Source organism: Neomicrococcus aestuarii (assembly GCF_014201135.1).
Taxonomy (GTDB): Bacteria; Actinomycetota; Actinomycetes; order Actinomycetales; family Micrococcaceae; genus Neomicrococcus; species Neomicrococcus aestuarii.
Window position 1 is genome coordinate 634,753 of record NZ_JACHDR010000001.1, and the last position, 18,200, is coordinate 652,952.

The 18,200-nt window shown below is 58.5% G+C and carries 18 protein-coding genes; 16 read left to right on the forward strand and 2 right to left on the reverse strand.

Features of this window, described 5'->3' with window-relative positions; genetic code table 11:
- The first annotated feature begins 17 nt into the window (after positions 1-17).
- Positions 18-1,202: an acyl-CoA dehydrogenase family protein gene (locus HD598_RS02780; protein ID WP_183663653.1), complete on the forward strand. Its 1,185-nt coding sequence runs from the start codon at positions 18-20 to the stop codon at positions 1,200-1,202.
- 17 nt (positions 1,203-1,219) lie between these two features.
- On the opposite strand, the gene HD598_RS02785 is transcribed toward HD598_RS02780, so the two are convergent.
- Positions 1,220-1,462 carry a DUF5703 family protein gene (locus tag HD598_RS02785; RefSeq protein ID WP_071893624.1) on the reverse strand — a complete coding sequence of 81 codons (243 nt, stop codon included), beginning with the start codon at positions 1,460-1,462 and terminating at the stop codon, positions 1,220-1,222.
- Between the two features lie 41 nt (positions 1,463-1,503).
- Here HD598_RS02785 and HD598_RS02790 point away from each other — a divergent pair, with 41 nt between their 5' ends.
- The 3 genes from HD598_RS02790 (at position 1,504) to mshC (ending at position 4,169) form a co-directional block, all read left to right on the forward strand.
- Positions 1,504-1,833, forward strand: coding sequence for a primosomal protein (locus HD598_RS02790; protein ID WP_071893623.1), 330 nt, complete (start codon positions 1,504-1,506; stop codon positions 1,831-1,833).
- A gap of 113 nt (positions 1,834-1,946) precedes the next feature.
- Positions 1,947-2,780 (forward strand): undecaprenyl-diphosphate phosphatase, encoded by an 834-nt coding sequence (locus HD598_RS02795; RefSeq protein WP_071893622.1) that lies wholly within the window; start codon positions 1,947-1,949, stop codon positions 2,778-2,780.
- Between the two features lie 102 nt (positions 2,781-2,882).
- On the forward strand, positions 2,883-4,169 hold the full coding sequence (gene mshC, locus HD598_RS02800; protein ID WP_183663655.1) for a cysteine--1-D-myo-inosityl 2-amino-2-deoxy-alpha-D-glucopyranoside ligase: 1,287 nt from the start codon (positions 2,883-2,885) through the stop codon (positions 4,167-4,169).
- A gap of 47 nt (positions 4,170-4,216) precedes the next feature.
- Here the strand turns inward: mshC and HD598_RS02805 are convergent, their stop codons facing one another.
- Positions 4,217-5,149, reverse strand: coding sequence for a proteasome assembly chaperone family protein (locus HD598_RS02805; protein ID WP_311538927.1), 933 nt, complete (start codon positions 5,147-5,149; stop codon positions 4,217-4,219).
- Positions 5,150-5,299: 150 nt separating this feature from the next.
- On the opposite strand from HD598_RS02805, the gene HD598_RS02810 reads away from it, so the two are divergent.
- From HD598_RS02810 to tatC, 12 genes are all read left to right on the forward strand, one after another.
- Complete coding sequence (locus HD598_RS02810; protein ID WP_071893620.1) at positions 5,300-5,989, forward strand: HAD family hydrolase; 690 nt, start codon at positions 5,300-5,302, stop codon at positions 5,987-5,989.
- The gene (locus tag HD598_RS02815; protein ID WP_232318057.1) at positions 5,982-7,109 is read left to right on the forward strand and encodes a site-2 protease family protein; all 1,128 of its coding nucleotides are present in this window, start codon (positions 5,982-5,984) and stop codon (positions 7,107-7,109) included. The genes HD598_RS02810 and HD598_RS02815 overlap by 8 nt, the downstream gene beginning before the upstream one ends.
- 12 nt (positions 7,110-7,121) lie before the next feature.
- Positions 7,122-8,162: a tRNA (adenine-N1)-methyltransferase gene (locus HD598_RS02820; RefSeq protein WP_071893618.1), complete on the forward strand. Its 1,041-nt coding sequence runs from the start codon at positions 7,122-7,124 to the stop codon at positions 8,160-8,162.
- A 43-nt stretch (positions 8,163-8,205) separates the two neighbouring features.
- Positions 8,206-10,005 (forward strand): proteasome ATPase, encoded by a 1,800-nt coding sequence (arc, locus tag HD598_RS02825; protein ID WP_183663657.1) that lies wholly within the window; start codon positions 8,206-8,208, stop codon positions 10,003-10,005.
- Entirely contained in the window at positions 10,002-11,636 is a 1,635-nt protein-coding gene (gene dop, locus HD598_RS02830; RefSeq protein ID WP_183663659.1) for a depupylase/deamidase Dop, read from the forward strand. The genes arc and dop overlap by 4 nt, the downstream gene beginning before the upstream one ends.
- Positions 11,637-11,674: 38 nt before the next feature.
- Positions 11,675-11,875 carry a ubiquitin-like protein Pup gene (locus HD598_RS02835; RefSeq protein WP_071893615.1) on the forward strand — a complete coding sequence of 67 codons (201 nt, stop codon included), beginning with the start codon at positions 11,675-11,677 and terminating at the stop codon, positions 11,873-11,875.
- A gap of 4 nt (positions 11,876-11,879) precedes the next feature.
- Positions 11,880-13,250: a Pup--protein ligase gene (pafA, locus tag HD598_RS02840; protein WP_183663661.1), complete on the forward strand. Its 1,371-nt coding sequence runs from the start codon at positions 11,880-11,882 to the stop codon at positions 13,248-13,250.
- A 124-nt stretch (positions 13,251-13,374) separates the two neighbouring features.
- Positions 13,375-14,427, forward strand: a complete 1,053-nt coding sequence (locus HD598_RS13690) for an FKBP-type peptidyl-prolyl cis-trans isomerase (RefSeq protein ID WP_183663663.1) — start codon at positions 13,375-13,377, stop codon at positions 14,425-14,427.
- 60 nt (positions 14,428-14,487) lie between these two features.
- Positions 14,488-14,883: an FKBP-type peptidyl-prolyl cis-trans isomerase gene (locus HD598_RS02850; protein ID WP_071893612.1), complete on the forward strand. Its 396-nt coding sequence runs from the start codon at positions 14,488-14,490 to the stop codon at positions 14,881-14,883.
- 58 nt (positions 14,884-14,941) lie between these two features.
- Positions 14,942-16,915, forward strand: a complete 1,974-nt coding sequence (locus HD598_RS02855; RefSeq protein ID WP_183663665.1) for a helix-turn-helix transcriptional regulator — start codon at positions 14,942-14,944, stop codon at positions 16,913-16,915.
- Positions 16,916-16,989: 74 nt separating this feature from the next.
- The gene (tatA, locus tag HD598_RS02860; RefSeq protein WP_071893610.1) at positions 16,990-17,244 is read left to right on the forward strand and encodes a Sec-independent protein translocase subunit TatA; all 255 of its coding nucleotides are present in this window, start codon (positions 16,990-16,992) and stop codon (positions 17,242-17,244) included.
- A gap of 6 nt (positions 17,245-17,250) precedes the next feature.
- Positions 17,251-18,075 carry a twin-arginine translocase subunit TatC gene (gene tatC / locus HD598_RS02865; protein ID WP_311538928.1) on the forward strand — a complete coding sequence of 275 codons (825 nt, stop codon included), beginning with the start codon at positions 17,251-17,253 and terminating at the stop codon, positions 18,073-18,075.
- Positions 18,076-18,200 lie beyond the last annotated feature (125 nt).

Below are 18,200 nucleotides of genomic sequence, written 5' to 3' on the forward strand. Positions count from 1 at the left end.
TCATGATGGAGTGACTGTTGACTAATCACAACGAAGTGCCCGTAACCAGTGTCCTCACCCCCGATCTTCTGGCTCGGATCCGCGAGCGTGCCGCTGGCTACGATTCTGCAAACGTGTTTCCCACGGAGGATTTCGAAGAGCTAGTTGCCGCCGGATACTTGAAGGCAATGCTCCCTCGGGATCTGGGCGGATTCAACTGGGGAATGCGTCAAGCAGTGGAAGCGCAGCGTCTCTTGGCCGCGCACGCTCCTGCAACGGCTCTGGCTGTGAACATGCACTTGGTGTGGACAGGCGTGGCCCGTTTGCTCGCTGAACGCGGCGACAACCGCTTGGCCATGGTTCAAGAGTGGGTTTCAGACGGCGAAGTGATGGCCTTCGGCATTTCAGAGGCCGGCAACGATTCGGTGCTGTTTGATTCCATGACGACGGCGCAGCTCGCCGACGATTGCTCCTACAGTTTCACTGGGCTCAAGATTTTCACGAGCCTGGCTCCGGCTTGGACGAAGCTTGGGATTTTCGGCAAGTCGACCGAGGGGGATCAGCAACTGCTGGTTCACGGCTTCGTGGATCGCAGTGATCCGGGCGTGGAAACCATCGAAAACTGGGACACCCTAGGGATGCGGGCCAGCCAGTCGCACTCCACTCGCCTCAACGGGGCGCGGGTGAGCGCCGGACGCATTCACTCTAAGCTGCCGGTAGGCCCGAACGCCGATCCGCTGATCTTCGGCATCTTCGCGTCCTTCTTGACGCTCACGGCTTCCGTCTATGTGGGAATTGTGGACCGCGCAACCGAGATTGCCTCGGAAACCCCGCGGCGTCGTCGTTCTCTCTCTCAAGGAGGTGCGACCTACTCCAACGACCCCACCATCCGCTGGCAGATCGCAGACGCAGGAATGCTGAAGTTAGCGCTCGACGCTCACGCCCGCACCATCGCCGGTGACCTGGATGACCGTGTCGACCACGGCGCGTCGTGGTTCCCTCGCTTGGTGACGTTCCGCACAGACGCAGGCAACAAGGCGCGCGAAGCGGTGCAGTTGGCGCTCCAAGTTTCCGGCGGCGGACAGTACTACCGCGGCACGGAACTCGAGCGTCTCTACCGTGATGTGCTCGCGAGTTTGTATCACCCATCGGATGCGGAATCGGCCCACAATACGCTCGCCAACTGGCTCGTAGGACCCATCCAAACGGCCAACGAATCCTAAGCAGGGGCCTGGTTTCGTTACTGAATAGGCGGGAGTGTGCGTTCCACGCGCAGAATACGTCGCCTCATCCAGTAGCGCCGGGCTCCACCCATGTAGAGCCGGGTCCGGTGCAGATCCCACTTGCCGTACTCGGCGTACTCAGCCAACTGGCGGCGCACATCGGCGAGATTATGTTCGGGGCGCGTAGTCACAATCAAATACTCAAACGGTTTCGATGGATCGCGCTTGAGTTGAGTCTGTGGAGTAGAAATTTCTCTCATGACCTGTCCATTCTGCCCAAAACCCTAGTAACGTCTAGTTCATGACCAAGGATCCGCGTGTTGCATTAGAAGTTCTAGTTTCATCGCTTGAGGAGCATCTGTCTGCAATTGTTTCTCGCCGAGGCGAGGACGACCCGTCAGTAGACGCGGCATTTTTGCGGATTGCCGATGCTTTCGAGGACTACGAAGACGCGTTGTACGAAGAATACGGTGAAGTGACACCGCTTGATTTGTACGACGACGGCGAGGGAGAACTCGACGATGACGAATCAGAGGATGACGAGGATGACTCGGACGAAGACTCTGATGAAGATACAGACGATGACGATTCTGAAGACGACGCTGTGCAGGCTGTAAACAAGGCTGACTAACCGTCGCGCAGTGCTGTGGGCGTCCTTTCCGAATGCGTGAGAGGGCGCCCACAGTCCTTTTAAGGCGTTCTGGCCTGCCGGGATTCTCCCGAATTGTGCAGTAGTGTTCACGTGTGAGTTGGATCGAAGCCATCATTTTGGGCCTGGTACAGGGCCTGACAGAATTCTTGCCCATTTCTTCTAGCGCCCATTTGCGGATTGTTGGCGAATTCTTGCCCTCCGCGCAGGACCCGGGCGCAGCTTTTACTGCGATCACGCAGCTCGGCACCGAGCTCGCCGTCATCATGTTCTTTTGGCGAGACATTGTCCGCATCATCAGCCGCTGGTTTGGCTCGCTGACAGGCAAAGTGTCCCGCGATGATCCAGACGCCCGCATGGGATGGCTCGTGATCATCGGTTCAATTCCTATCGGTGTCCTGGGCATCTTGCTTCAGGAATACATCGACACCACGTTCCGCTCGCTGTGGATCACCGCCACGATGCTCATTGTCTTTGGCCTCATCCTGGCCGTGGCCGATGCCATCGGCAAGCAGGACCGTCACCTAGAACAGCTCACGGTCAAGCACGGCATTTTCTTTGGACTCTTCCAAGCACTCGCACTCATTCCGGGTGTGTCCCGCTCCGGCGGAACCATTACCGGCGGTCTGCTCATGGGATACACCCGTGAAGCGGCTACTCGCTATTCGTTCCTGTTGGCCATTCCTGCCGTTTTTGCCTCTGGCTTGTACAAGCTCGCTAAGACTCTGAGCGGTGAAGGAGTGGTAGGACCGTACGGTCTGGGTGAGACGTTCCTCGCAACCGCTATCGCATTTGTGGTGGGATTCGTCATGGTCGGATGGCTGCTTCGCTACATTTCCACGCATACTTTCAAGCTTTTTGTCTGGTACCGCATCCTTTTGGGACTCGCGCTCTACATCTTGCTGGCCACTCAGGTGATTTCGGCCTAAGCGGAAAAGCTGTTCATAAATAACTAGAATCAGTGGCGCTCTTTACGATGGTGAGAGCGCCACTGGCTTTTGATAGCCGTCATGTTCAACGAAGGGAAACTTGTGCACGCTTGGGAAACTCGACCGGTAGTTAAGGTGGAGGGCACGGCTCCGGTGCTTGCACTTCAGGACTCTTCGCGCGGCAATCAGACCACGCCTATCAAGACGGCAGGGGATGCTGCCGGCGTGTATGTCTGTGGCATCACGCCATACGACGCCACCCACATGGGTCACGCGGCCACCTACGTGAACTTTGACGTGATGATTCGTCAGCTCAAAGATCAGGGCAAGACCGTCACGTATGTCCAAAACGTCACTGACATCGATGACCCGCTCTTGGAACGCGCTAATGATCGCGGACTGGATTGGCAGGCGCTGGCCGAAGACCAGACCGAACTTTTCCGGACGGACATGAAAGCTCTCAACGTGATCGCCCCCGATCACTACGTTGGTGCCGTAGAAGCAATCTCCACCATCGTTCCTGTCTTGGAACAGCTCCTCGCCGCTGGCATCGCGTACCCGGTTCCCGTTACTGATGGCACCGCGGTGCATAAGGGCGCCTCTGACTTCTACTTTGATTCTGAGAAAGCTGCCAGCGATGCTTGGCGACTCGGCGACGTGAGCGGTTACGACCGCGACGTCATGATGGAATTCTTCACCCAACGTGGCGGAGACCCTGACCGCGCCGGAAAGCACGACGCTTTGGATCCGTTGCTATGGCGTGCAGCTCGCGAAGGCGAACCACTCTGGGACGGAGGACTTCTCAGGGAGGGCCGTCCAGGGTGGCACATCGAGTGCTCCGTCATCGCGCGAACCTACCTTCCGGCTCCGTTCACTATTCAAGGTGGCGGAAGCGACCTGATCTTCCCGCACCATGAATTCTCGGCCGGACACGCATCCGCCGTGGACGGCAAGGAACTCGCTAACCACTACGTGCACACCGGAATGGTGGGCCTCGATGGCGAGAAAATGAGCAAGTCCCTAGGCAACCTCGTCTTGGTCTCCCAGCTTCGAGCCCGCGGCGTAGAGCCAGTAGCAATCCGCGCCACGCTCCTTGCAGAGCATTTCGCGACCGATTGGTTCTGGACCGAAGACAAGCTGGTCGCCGCTCAAGAGCGCATCGCAAGCTGGCGTGCAGCCCTTGACCGAGGCACCAGCACCGAAGCCGCCGCTGCTGTGATCGCGCAGATCCGTGAGGCTGTCGCAAACAACCTTGATACGCCTGGAGCGCTCGTAGCGATTGATGAGTGGGCAACCACCACGGAAACTGACAACGCTGAAACCGCACATGCCGATGCCGCCGCCACGGTGCGGACAGCATTGGATTCCTTGTTGGGACTGGCGCTCTAAGAGGTCTAGCGTTCTCAGGGGTCCGCTTCTCTTCAGGGTCTAATTCCCTAAGAGAGCGGCTCTCCGGAGCCAGCATCGCCCCAGTTGTCGCGACGATTCTTGTCTCGGCGCTTCAAATACTGTTCGAACTCGCGCGCGATAGATTCGCCGCTTGCTTCGGGAAGCTCGGTAGCGTCTTGCTGCTCCTCGAGCTGCTTGACGTAGGCCGCAACTTCCGCGTCTTCGCGAGCGAGTTCGTCGACGCCGCGTTCCCACGCCTCAGCGAACTCGCGTAGTTCGGTCTCGTCAATGGTCACGTGGAGAATGTGCTCAATCTGTTTGACCAGACCCAGCGAAGCCTTCGGCGACGGAGACTGACCCACGTAGTGCGGTACAGCAGCCCACAAAGAAATTCCGGGTATGGATGATTCGGTTGCCGTCTCTGACATCACGCCAATAATTCCGGTGGGGCCTTCGTAGGTTGCCTCTTGCGCATCCAACATGTCCCGCAGGTGCGGCTCTTCGCTAGAGAGCGTCGTCGGAATGGGACGTGAATGCGGTACATCCGCAAGCAACGCACCCACAAAAATAATCGCTTGAACGTTCTGTTCCTGTGCAATACCCAGCACGTGAGCCGTGAATGCTTGCCAGCGATAGGTGGGCTCGACGCCGCGAACAAACACCGCGTCAATCTGGTGATCAGGGATCTCTGAACGATAAACGTGCGTTGTGGGCCACGAAACCACGCGCTTACCCTCAACGTTTCGGCGCACCGTGGGCCGTGAGAATTGGTAATCGTAGTAGTCGTCGGCTGGAAGCTGCGCAATCAATTGTGCACCCCAAGCATCCGCAAACGCGCGGACGGCATCTGAAGCCGCCTCGCCGGCGTCGTTCCAGCCTTCGAAAGCTACCAACATGACCGCCGGACGGACCGAACTATCCGTGCCTCGTTGGGCTACCCACGAAATGAAGTCGTTGTTTGTCTCAGAGTGATCTGCCACGTCACCCACATTAGTACCCGCTGTGACGATCGCCTCGTTCTGTCCACTAAAAGCCGAAGCACAGGTGACGCCAAGGCGCCTCCCCGTAGACTTTCAGTAGCAGATGGCTGAATCACAGTTATCAAAGACCCTCACTGAGAGGACGCCGCCATGAGTGAAGTTCGCGCCGTGTTGTGGGACATGGATGGAACCATTGTCGATACCGAGCCCTACTGGATTGAGGCCGAGCGCCAACTCGTAGAGCGTTTCGGCGGGACATGGACCTCCGAAGACGGTCTCAAGCTCGTGGGAAACGCCTTGCCCAAGAGCGCAGAGTATCTGCAGTCTCACGGGGTCAAGATGGAAGTCCGCGAAATCATCGACTGGCTGACCAACCGCGTGAGCTCACATGTAGCTGTGGAAGTTCCGTGGCGTCCCGGCGCTCGTGAACTGCTCGAGGAGCTCAATGCTGCTGGTGTTCCGTGCGCCATGGTCACGATGTCCGAGGGTCCGCTGGCCCGGCTCATTGCTGCAGCGCTTCCCAACGGGACTTTTGATTTCTTGGTGACCGGCGACCTTGTCACCAAGGGTAAGCCAGATCCGGAGCCCTACAATTTGGCCTTTGACATGCTCGCGGAAATGTATGACGGGCTCACGAAGGGCGCCGTGGTGGCCATTGAAGATTCTGTTCCTGGTGTGGCATCTGCCGTAGCCAGCGGCGTGGTGGCTGTCAGCGTTCCGCACCACGTGCCCGTTCCTCCGAACGAAGCGTGGACCACGTGGGACTCCCTAGATGGAAAGACCCTAGCGGACTTGGAAGAACTCGTGGCCGCGAGAGCCGGCATGGTTGCCAGTGAGTAGCGAAACCCCTGTTGCCTCCCGAAACATTCCGTTGGGACGGGTAGGTTCCGTCCCACTGTATTTGGCTCCGTCGTGGTTCATTATCGCGGCGTTGATCGTGTTCATGTTCGGCCCGGATATTGCGCGAATCTTCCCGTATCTGGGTGTTGGTGCTTACGCTCTTGCGTTCCTTTACGCGGTGTTCTTGGCGGTCTCCGTGTTAGTTCACGAGCTCGCTCACGCGCTCACGGCAAAGTCCTTCGGATGGAATGCTTCTGAAATTGTTTTGACGCTCTGGGGCGGGCACACGCAGTTCAACGCGGCGCGCGCCACTCCGTGGAAGTCCCTTGCGGTGGCGCTGGCTGGTCCCGCTGCCAACTTGGTGCTGGCGGGACTGGGCTGGCTCGTGGAATCTTCCCTGCAGCCTGAAGGGCCCGGGGGATTGCTGCTCAATGTACTCATCTGGGCAAACTTCCTGGTCGCCGTCTTCAACTTGCTACCGGGCCTGCCACTTGATGGCGGACGCCTCGTGGAAACCATTGTCTGGAGCGCCACCGGAAACCAAGCCAAGGGAACCATTGCCGCAGGCTGGGCGGGCCGCCTCATTGTGGTGGCGCTGATTGGATACTTCCTGATCTGGCCGCTCATGACCGGGCAGCAGCTGCAATTGCAGATCGTCATTGTGGTGGTCATGGTCTGCGGCTTCTTGTGGATGGGCGCGGGTCAAGCCATCAAGTTCGCCGGCATTAGTTCGAGAGTTGACGGCATCAGCGCTGCACGATTGATGGAACCTGCCACGGGCTTCCCCCAGAATGCCTCGCTAGGTCAGCTCGATGAGCAGTTGGGAAACTACCCAGGCGCCGTGATTCTCATGAGTGACAGCAACCAGCCGGTTGCCCTTGTGGATCCGGCTGCGGCTGGTGCCGTCCCCACCGCTTTAAGGACGACGACGCCGCTTGCGTCCGTCGCACGCTTTCCGGTGCGGATACCGGCGGTGCCGGTCTCCGCTGAGGGACGTACGATGGTGGATTACCTTGCCACTTTTGATGCCGATGTTGTGGCAGTAGTGGATTCGGCCGGTTCAATATGCGGCCTCATGCGACAAGACCGTATTGTTGATGCCGTTCTTGGAAAGAAATAAAAGGAGACTCTCATTAGCGAGCCAGTGGGTGCAGCGCACCGCCGCGGACCGTTCCGCGCGGGTGACCGTGTGCAGTTGACGGATGAAAAGCGTCGAATCAACACCGTCACGTTGACAGAGAACGGACAGTTCGAATCACACAAGGGCGTGCTCAAACACGACCTCCTCATTGGTGCGCCCGAAGGCAGCATTGTTGAGAACTCCCTCGGCGTGCGCTATCAAGCGCTCCGGCCGCTCGCGAAGGACTTCGTCCTGTCCATGCCGCGTGGCGCCACCGTGGTGTACCCCAAGGACGCCGGACAGATCGTCACCATGGGTGACATCTACCCAGGCGCCCGCGTTGTAGAAGCCGGAGTGGGCTCAGGCGCGCTCTCGATCTCTTTGCTTCGTGCAGTGGGCGATCAGGGCTACCTACACAGCTACGAGCGACGCGAAGAATTCGCTGATATTGCTCGAGGAAACGTGGAAACCATCTTCGGTGGCCCGCACCCAGCATGGCAGATCTCGATTGGTGACTTCCAAGATCGCGTTGTAGAGCTCGAAGAGCCGGGCAGCGTGGATCGCGTGGTCCTCGATATGTTGGCACCGTGGGAGTGCGTGGACGCGGTTGCTACCGTGTTGGCTCCGGGCGGCGTCTGGGTGAACTACGTTGCTACCGTGACGCAGTTGTCCCGCACTGTTGAAGCGATCCGCCGAGACGGCCGCTTCACTCAGCCTGAATCATGGGAGTCCATGGTGCGCGGCTGGCACGTGGAAGGTCTCGCTGTCCGTCCGGACCACCGCATGGTGGCACACACCGGCTTCCTGATGACCACGCGTCGCCTAGCTGACGGCATGTCCGGAATTCCGGGACAAAAGCGCATCAAGAATACGGAGTTCGCTCCGGAAGATCTGGCCGCATGGACTGCCGGCCATGATCCAGAAGCGTGGAACGCGGATGGTCTGGGAGAACGTAATGTGTCCGATCGCAAACTGCGCCGAGCAGCGCGTGACGCGGCCTCGACCACGCAACGAGGTGCCTTGAACCACCTCGATGAGAGCGCGAATGACTAGGATGAATTAGTCCAGATGGACGCCTGACGAAGGGGTTAAAGTGATGGCAGAGAACCCAACTGGTGGAGTGAACACCGGCAAGGCAGCCCCCACCGTGGATCAGCTGGTGCGGCTTGAGAATCAAGTTATTGTTGCTGAGCGTCAGCTCGCGCAGCAGCGCGATAAGACGCGCGAAGTTGACGCCCAGCTTCGTGCCGCTGGAGTGAATAACAAGCGCATGGTGGATCTTCTCGAGCGCACTCGTGAAGAAATCATCGAGCTCAAGCAGGCGCTTCAGCGCGACGGTGATTTCCCCTTCGGCTACGGCACCGTCATCTCCAAGAACGAACGCGGGCACGCCAAGAGCACCCACTCGATCGACGCCGCAAACGTGAAGAGCGTGGACATCCTTCAGGCGGGGCGAAAGCTTCGCGTAGGTGTGAGCCCCTTGATCGCTTGGGACGCCATCCGGCCTGGTGTCGAGGTTCTACTGAACGAGGCCCTCGTGATCGTGGCGATCTCTGACACCGAAAAGTTGGGTGAAGTGACCACCGTCAAGGAAGTTCTTGACGAGGAACGTGTCTTGACCGTGGGCCGTTCGGATGATCAGAAAGTGGTGAAGATCGGCGGCGCCCTCAAGGGGGAGAAGATCCGCGTCGGAGACTCCCTGGTGATCGAGCCGAAATCCGGCTACGCCATCGAGCGACTTCACCTGAGCGAAGTCCAAAGCCTCATTCTTGAAGAGGTTCCGGATATTTCCTACGAGAACATCGGTGGCCTTGGCCCGCAGATCACCCAGATTCGCGACGCCGTTGAACTGCCGTTCTTGCACGCGGATGTGTACCGCGATCACGGATTGAAAGCCCCCAAGGGCATTTTGCTCTACGGCCCTCCCGGTTGCGGTAAGACGCTCATCGCCAAGGCCGTCGCTAGCTCGCTGGCCGAAAACGTCGCAAAGATCAAGGGCACCGGAGAAGCGAAGTCCTACTTCTTGAACATCAAGGGTCCTGAGCTGCTGAACAAGTACGTGGGTGAGACCGAACGTCATATTCGGTTGATCTTCAGCCGTGCTCGCGAGAAGGCGAGCGGCGGCAATCCCGTAGTGGTGTTCTTTGACGAGATGGATTCGCTGTTCCGCACGCGTGGAACGGGTGTGTCTTCCGACGTGGAAACCACTATCGTCCCGCAGCTGCTCAGCGAGATCGATGGCGTCGAAAAGCTGGATAACGTCATTGTGATTGGTGCTTCCAACCGTGAAGACATGATCGACCCCGCAATCCTGCGCCCTGGTCGCCTGGACGTGAAGATCAAGATTCGCCGCCCCAACCGGGACGGTGCGGCCGAGATCTTCTCCAAGCACTTCACGTCAGCGGTTCCGGTTCATCGCGATGAGATTGAGCGCAACGGCGGCAACAAACAGGCCGCCATCGACGCTCTCATCGAAGAAACAGTTGACACGATGTACGCGCACACTCCCGAGAATCAGTTCATCGAAATCACCTATGTCGATGGCAGCTCCGAGATGCTCTACTTCGGCGATTTCACCTCCGGCGCTGTTATTCGCAACGTGGTAGACCGCGCCAAGAAGTCCGCCATCAAGAGCTTGCTGTCCACGGGCGAGCACGGCATCACTCGCGAACACCTGCTGACTGCTGTGGTGGATGAGTTCCGCGAGCATGAGGATTTGCCGAACACCACCAACCCGGATGAGTGGGCGCGAATCTCGGGACGCAAGGGCGAGCGTATTGCGCATTTGCGCACCATCGATCACGAAGAGCAACGCGATGTACAGGCAAACGCAGCCAAGCAAGCCAGCCGCGCCTCGGCTTCTAGCGCCGCGCAGAGCATCACGGAGCAAGCGTGACGGTCAAACGCTTCGCGGGCCTAGAAACGGAGTTCGGGATTCTGGCCCCTCAGGATCTGAACGCCAATGCCACGGTGTTGTCTGCGCGGTTGATCAACGCCCACGCTGATCTGGTGGCCCGCGAACGCCACCACGTTGCGGCCACTAGTTGGGACTACACGGATGAGCGTCCCCTTCACGATGCCCGTGGCTTCGAGATGGACCGCGACGCGGCCGATCCAAGCCAGCTGACGGATACCCCTCGAGAGCTCACCGCGGAGGAAATAGCGCTCACCACGGACGCTCAGCCTGGCAAGATCTTTGCCGAGGAAGCCTCCATGCTGGCGGCGATGTACCGCGAAGATGCCAACGACGTGGGTCACGTGCGCATGAACATGGTGCTCGGCAACGGTGCGCGTTTCTATGTGGACCACGCTCACCCGGAGTACTCGTCACCCGAGACCCTCTGGCCGGCCGATGCCGTGCTGTGGGATCAGGCGGGCGATGTCATTGCTCGTCGAGCCGCCGATCATGTGCGTGACGCGTGGGGGTTGGGCGAGCTCTTGCTGTACAAGAACAACACCGACGGGAAAGGACAGTCCTACGGGGCGCACGAGAATTACTTGATGCCCCGGGAAGTGGATTTTGAGAAGGCGGCAGCCGCGCTCATTTCGTTCTTCGCCACTCGTCAGGTATTTTGCGGCTCCGGTCGCGTGGGACTGGGCACCCGAAGCGGTACTCCGGGTTTTCAGATCAGCCAACGCGCAGACTTCTTCGAAGCCGAAATTGGCCTGGAAACCACCGTGCGTCGACCCATCGTGAACACCCGCGATGAACCACATTCAAACTGGGAAAAGTTCCGTCGCCTGCACGTCATCATCGGCGACGCCAACATGGGTCAGGTGTCCACCTACCTTCGAATCGGCACCACCAGCTTGGTCCTTTCGCTCATCGAATCCGGGCGCGCCCCAGAAATCGCGCTCATGGACCCAGTTGAGGCGCTCCAGCAGGTAAGCCACGATCCGCAAGCACGCGCCGTCGTACGCCTTAAGGATGGCCGCAAGCTTTCCGCCATCGATATCCAACGAATTTATTACGACGCCGCAGCCTCGCTCTGCGCGGATACCGGTGCGGACACGGAGCCACAGACGGCGGACGTGCTGAGTCGGTGGGGGAGCACTCTCGATGCATTGGCGCGCGACCCCTTTGAGGTTGCCTCGACGGTGGATTGGGTTGCGAAGTATCAATTGCTGTCCGCCTACCGCGATCGAAACGGTTTGCAGTGGGATGACCCGCGGTTGGCCATGATGGATTTGCAGTGGTCGGACCTGCGCAAGGACAAGGGTCTGTACTTCAAACTCGCGGAGCGGGGCCGCATGGAACGGCTCTTTGATGACGCCGCGATCGAGAGTGCTGCAGTGAACCCGCCGGAGGATACACGCGCGTATTTGCGCGGCAAAGCGGTCACGGCATTCCCCGATCATGTGGTGGGCGCCAGCTGGGACGCACTAAGTTTCAGCGTTCCCGGACGAGCACGAATCCAACGTCGCTCCTTGATCGACCCGTTCTGGGGATCTAGAGCTACCGTGGAATCCCTTTTCGAATTGCAGGAAGATATCGCCGCGTTCGTGGACGCTTTGCCGCGCACCTAACGCGGGGCATGATGGATATCCAAAGGAAGGACTAGACCATGTCACAAGAACAGATTAAGCCGCAGCCTCAAAAGCAGGATGAGGAAGCCGTTCCCGGCGTTCCCACGCCAGCACCAGCGTCTGCCTCGGCTCAAGCTCAAGTGCAAGAAGTGGATGACCTCCTCGCCGAGATCGATGGTGTACTAGAAACCAACGCTGAAGAATTCGTGCGCGGATTCGTGCAAAAGGGCGGTCAGTAGCCTCGTGGACCGGCGCATTATTGGTATTGAGACCGAATACGGGATCGCTCACTCGCATCCGGGGTCACGCTCCATCACCCCTGAAGAAGTGGCGCGATATTTGTTTAAACCCGTGGTGGAGTGGGGACGCAGCTCCAACGTTTTTCTTACCAACGGTGCGCGACTCTACCTCGATGTGGGGTCACACCCCGAGTATGCAACCTCTGAATGCGATGACCTGCTGGGCTTGATTTCTCAAGACCTCGCGGGTGAATCCGTCATGCGCTCGCTCATCGAACGCGGTGAGGCCTTGATGCATGAAGACGGCATTCAAGGTTCCATCTATTTGTTCAAGAACAACTCGGATTCCGCGGGTAACTCCTTCGGTTGCCACGAGAACTACATGATTCCGCGAAAGCTTGAATTCTCGCGCCTCTCCGAGCTGATGATCCCGTTCTTGGTGACCCGTCAGCTCATTTGTGGAGCCGGCAAGGTGAACCTCGCGGGGGATAACTGCGGATTCCACTTCTCGCAACGCGCAGACCACGTCTGGGAAGGCGTTTCGAGCGCCACCACGCGCTCCCGCCCCATCATCAACACCCGCGACGAGCCCCACGCCGACGCCGAGCGATTCCGCCGCATGCACGTGATCGTGGGCGATTCGAACATGTCCCAAACCACGCAGCTGCTGAAAGTGGGAGCCACGGACCTGGTCCTGCGCCTCATCGAATCCGGTGCCATTCTGGGAGATCTCAAGCTGGAGAATCCCATTCGTTCGATTCGTGAGATCTCACGCGATCTCACGGGGCGACAAGAGGTTCGACTTGCCTCTGGCCGTTCAATGTCCGCCTTGGAAATCCAGCGATTCTTCTTGCAACACGTCACTGCCTTTGTCGAGAAGAACGGCGCGCATCACGCGCACGTGTCCCGCGTGTTGGAGCTGTGGGAACGCGCCTTGGACGCCATTGAAACTCAGAACCTGGGCTTGATTGACAAGGACATTGACTGGGCCATCAAGAAGCGGCTCATCGATGCCTACATGGCCAAGAATTCACTTGAGCTTTCCTCGCCACGCGTGGCTCAAATTGACCTGACCTACCATGACATCTCCCTAGAACGCGGGCTCTTCCACGTGCTGGAACGCCGAGGCGCTGCCTCGACCGTGGTCACTCCAGAATCCGTGGAAGAAGCAGTCACCGTGGCCCCTCAAACCACGCGCGCAAAGATCCGCGGCGAGTTCATCAAGGCGGCGCGAGAGCACGGACGTGACGTCACCGCGGACTGGTTGCACCTGAAAGTCAACGACGCTCAAGGTGCCACGGTGCTGTTGAAGGACCCGTTTGTGACTGAGGATGCTGCGGCAACAGAGCTCATCAACGCCATTCGTGGCGCCTAGAGCGTTAGCACCTTTCTTTCAACACGCGCCCCGAAACTAGCCCTATGCTCAGCGCCCACACAGATTCCATGGGTACGCTGAACGAGGCCTTTGGCCTGTCCAGACCCCGTTGAAAGTTGTTTCTGTGCGAAAAGTTCTTGCGTCCGCCGTCCTGATCGGAATGTTGTCCCTTACCGCCTGCGGATCTCAAGAGATGCAGTCCTCCGGTAACCCGACGCCGTTGAACTCCATTGAGATCTCAGCCGAAGCCAACGCAACTACGGCTCCTAAGGTCACTTTTGATACCCCACTGGTAGCCACTGAAGCTGGTGCGAAGGTCGTCAGGAATGGTGACGGCGCCGAGATCAAAGAAGGCCAGCTAGTCTCCTATAAGCTCGCCGGCTACAGCACCGAAGACGGCAGCGAAATCGGTAACACCTTTGACCAGTCTGCTCAGCAGATTGAGCTCAGCGAAATGCTTAAGACCGCTGACCCAGAGATTTACGAAGTGCTGGTGGGAGCGAAGGTCGGCTCGTGGATCGCGTACACGCGCCCCGTCGAGTCCACCACCACCGAGTCCACGGAATCTGCCGAAGCCAGCGCCTCTGCATCCGAGAGCGCCTCGGGTTCTGCCGAAGCTTCGGGCTCAGGCAGTGCTTCAGCCTCGGCCTCAGCCTCTGACGGAGCCGCAGCTTCCTCCAGCGCCCCAGCGCAAGCTACCCAGGTGCTCATCATGGAAGTAACCGCTGTTCAAGACGCGCCGAAGAAGCTCTCTGAGGACGAAGTGAAAAAGTTGTCGGAGGAAGGCGCACTTCCTACCGTGAATGAAGACTCTAAGGGCACCCCAACCATCACCATCCCAGAAGGCAAGGATGCCCCCGCGGATCTAGCCGTGGAGGTCCTTGAAGAAGGAACTGGCGATGTCGTTGCAACGGAAACCTCTACGGTTACCGCCAACTACGTGGGCGTTCAGTGGTCCAACGGCGAAATCTTCGACTCGAGCTACGACCGCGGCGAAGCAACGTCCTTCGGCCTTGATCAGGTCATCCCAGGATGGACTCAGGGCCTGACCGGCCTGACGAAGGGCTCCAAGGTCCTGTTGACGATTCCTTCGTCGATGGCCTACGGCGAGTCCGGAACTAGCGGACGACCAACCGGCCCGCTGGTGTTCTACGTTGAGATCACGGACGTCAAGTAATCTTTCTTGCGTACATTGCAGTAAGACCACCGCAAGAATAAGCATCATTGAGGAGTGCATATGTCCTTCGGACAGCGCGAATACGACCGCCAGAAGCCAGAGATTGAGTTCCCTGGCGAAAACCCACCAGTTGAGCTTGTCATCGAAGACATCATCGTCGGTGACGGCGCCGAAGCAGTACCCGGCAAGACCGTTTCCACCCATTACGTGGGCGTAGCCTGGTCCACAGGCGAAGAGTTCGACGCTTCCTGGAACCGCGGCGAGCCACTCGATTTCACCGTGGGCATCGGTCAGGTTATCCGTGGCTGGGACCAGGGTCTTCTCGGTATGAAGGTCGGCGGTCGTCGCCGTCTGGAAATTCCTTCCGAGCTGGCTTACGGAGCCCGCGGAGCTGGCTCTGCAATCGGTCCAAATGAAGCGCTGATCTTCGTAGTTGACCTCGTGGACGTGAAGTAAGTAGTCCATACGTCGTAAATACGTCCCAGCAGGCACGAATCCCAGTAAGCTGTGGTTCGTGCCTGCTGATTTAACAGAGGTTCTGGTGAGCCTCGTTTACACACTTCTGAGCAAGAAGAACGGCATTTCCGCCGAATTCTTACGCTCTCGCGTAGACCGTTATCAGAACATCGATACGGAGACGTTCCAAAGGTATTTTGCGCGCGATAAAGGTGAACTTGAACGGCTAGGAATCCCGATTGAGACGATTCAGCGCGAAGATACCAACGGCCGAAACACCACGTTCTACCGCATCCTTCCGGAAAAGTACCGGTTGGATGAGATCGAATTTTCCGCTCCTGAAGCAGCAGCCATTGCCATGGCGGCGAGCTATTGGGGCGAAGACGCCCTGGGCAACGCCGCTCAACGGGCGCTCGCTCGGCTTGGCGTAGAGTCCACTGAGCTAGAGCATTCCGTCTTTGAACCGCGCGTCTCGAGCTCTGAACCCGCTTTTGGTCAGCTCCTCGAAGCCATCACTGAACATTTCGCGGTGACCTTCACCTACGCCAACCCGGTGGGGGAGCAGTCCGTCCGAGTCCTCGAACCATGGGGGCTGGGGCAGCGCTTCGGCCACTGGTACGTCACGGGTTGGGATCTGGACCGTCAAGCTCAGCGCATCTTCCGACTCTCGCGAATCCTCAATGAGGTCAAACGCGCGGCAAATGAGTTCACGCATGAGCGGCCGTCCGACTTCTCAATGCGCGAAGCCCTCAATCGCATGAAACTTGATACGGGCACCAGCTCCGCCTCAATAGAACTCCGTGAAGGACGCGGCATCTCGTTGCGCACGCGGGCCGAGGAGATCGTCGAAAGTGAAGAGGGCTGGGACCGACTCACCGTCCGCTTCGACAACGTTGAAGATATGGCGAAAGACGTCGCAGCCTTGGGAAATGCCGCGAGAGTCCTGGAGCCGGCCTCCCTCAAGCGAGCTGCGTCGTCGTTAGTGGAACGCGCCCTCGAAGCGCACCGGACCGCAGTCCCAACCTATGAGCTCCGCAAGCCAAAGAAATCCGCCGGAAGAATTCCGGAGACCGTCAAGGTAGCCCGCGCGCTGGATATGGTGTCCTACATTCATGACCACGGGGGAGCAACCTTCGCGGAACTGAGCGAGCACTTTGATCTTGACCGCCGCACGCTTCAAAGCGAACTCGAACGGCTCTCGTTGTGCGGACTGCCCGGCGGGCTGCACGACGAACTCCTCGATGTCATCATCGTCGGCGATGACGTCAATATTTTGAACGCCGAGCACCTCAACCACAAGGTGCGGTTGAATCTTGCCGAGGCCTTCTCCCTCATGGTGGCGCTTGAGCTGATGAGCGCTGTTCCGGGAGTGGGCGACGACTCGGTAGTGGAGAGCGCTCGTTCCAAGATTGAGGCGGCAACTGGCCACTTCAGCAATCTGTCCAACGCCATCACGGCACGTTTTGTGGCAAGCGAAGACCCCGAACGATGGTCCCAGCTTTATGACGCTATCGAGAATCACCGCGTCACTCGGCTCAAATACATTTCGGGAGGACGCGACGCGCTGACGGAGCGCGTGATTTGGCCGGTCCGGCTGAAGGAGCAGACTGGTCGCATTTACCTGCAAGCGTGGTGCACGTCTGCCAACGCGCCTCGGGTGTTCCGGATGGATCGCGTTCGCTCGCTCACGGTGCTGGATGAGCATTTTGCGGACGACGCCGCAGAGCTTGCGAAGGTGCCCACCGATCTGTATTCACCGCTGGCGAATGCGGACGATGTTGTGGTGAAGTTTGGTGCTCGCTTGCGGCCGTTGCTCCCAGAATTCACGCCAACAAAGGTTTCGACGAAACAGTCTGACGGATCGGTAATTGCCGAAATTTCCAGCGCCGGAGACCAGGCTCTGCGAGACCTCGTGACCTCGCACGCCGGGCACTTTGAAGTGGTGGCACCCCCGGAGAAGCGTCGAGAAATCAAAGAATGGCTCGAAGATGCGTCAAAGATGCACGCTGAGAGCGGAAACCAGCCATCTTGACTTCATAAGGGCTCACGCCGGGCATTTGGGCAGAGCTTTGTAGCGTAAACTTAAATCGACGAAAGGACCGTGCAATGGGTGGACTTCAGGGATGGCATTTGGTCATCATTATTGTTTTGGCTCTCTTGCTTTTCGGAGCACCAAAGCTTCCAGGACTAGCGCGCTCGATGGGCCAGTCTCTTCGCATCTTCAAGTCTGAAGTGCGTCAAATGAAGGACGAGGACCAAAAGGACGCTGACGGCGTCGACGAGACTCAGGCAAAGAAGCGTGAAACCGTTGAGGGCGACATCATTGACCCTGAGCGCAAGCGCGACACGCCTAACCTCTAAGTCTCGGTGGCCTCGCGGAAAGAGCGCGTAGCTAACCCCGAGGGGCGAATGGCCCTCAAGGAGCACTTGATTGAGCTCCGGAATAGGCTGTTCATTGCTCTGGGTGCGCTTCTCGTAACCACTATTGCCGGGTTCTTCCTGTATTACCCGGTGCTCGACATTTTGATCCAACCGGTCAAGAGCCTCGGCGGAGAAGTTAACTTCACCACCGCAGTGTCACCCTTCGACACCATGATTCAGGTCTCGGTGTTCCTCGGTGTCGTGCTCTCAGCTCCCATCTGGCTCTATCAGATCTGGGCGTTCATCGTCCCGGGCCTGCACAAGAATGAGAAGAAGTACGCACTGGGTTTCATTGGTGCAGCTCTTCCATTGTTCTTGTTGGGCCTGTACTTGGGCTTCTGGGTACTCCCGCACGCTCTCCAGTTCTTCATGGGGCTGACCCCAGGTACCGCCACCAACATCATTGGTATCGACGTGTACTTGCCGTTCGTGCTCCGGCTCTTGCTGGCCTTCGGCATAGCAATGATTGTGCCGGTCCTGATGGTGGGCCTGAATTTCATGGGCATCCTGCCTGGAAAGCTGATCGTCAAGCACTGGCGCATCACGGTATTCCTCATTTGTTTGGTGGCCGCCATGGCCGCTCCTGGCGGTGACGCGCTCACCATGCTCGTCCTCGCTGGACCGCTCTTGATCCTCTTCGCAGTAGCCACGATCTTCTGCTTGGTTCGTGACAAGCGAGTAGCTAAGAAGCGTGCAGAACAAGAAGCTGAGAACGAACGTATGGCTCGGGGAGAGGGATCTTCTCTTCCAAAGCCAGAAACCATCGACTAGCCCACGCAGCCACGCGAGCGCCTACTGCGCGTTCGCGTGGCTTCCGGGTTAAAGTCACACTATGGCGCTGACATCCCCCAAAGCGTCACATCTACAGGTCCGCGACCGGACCGGAAAGGGAACGT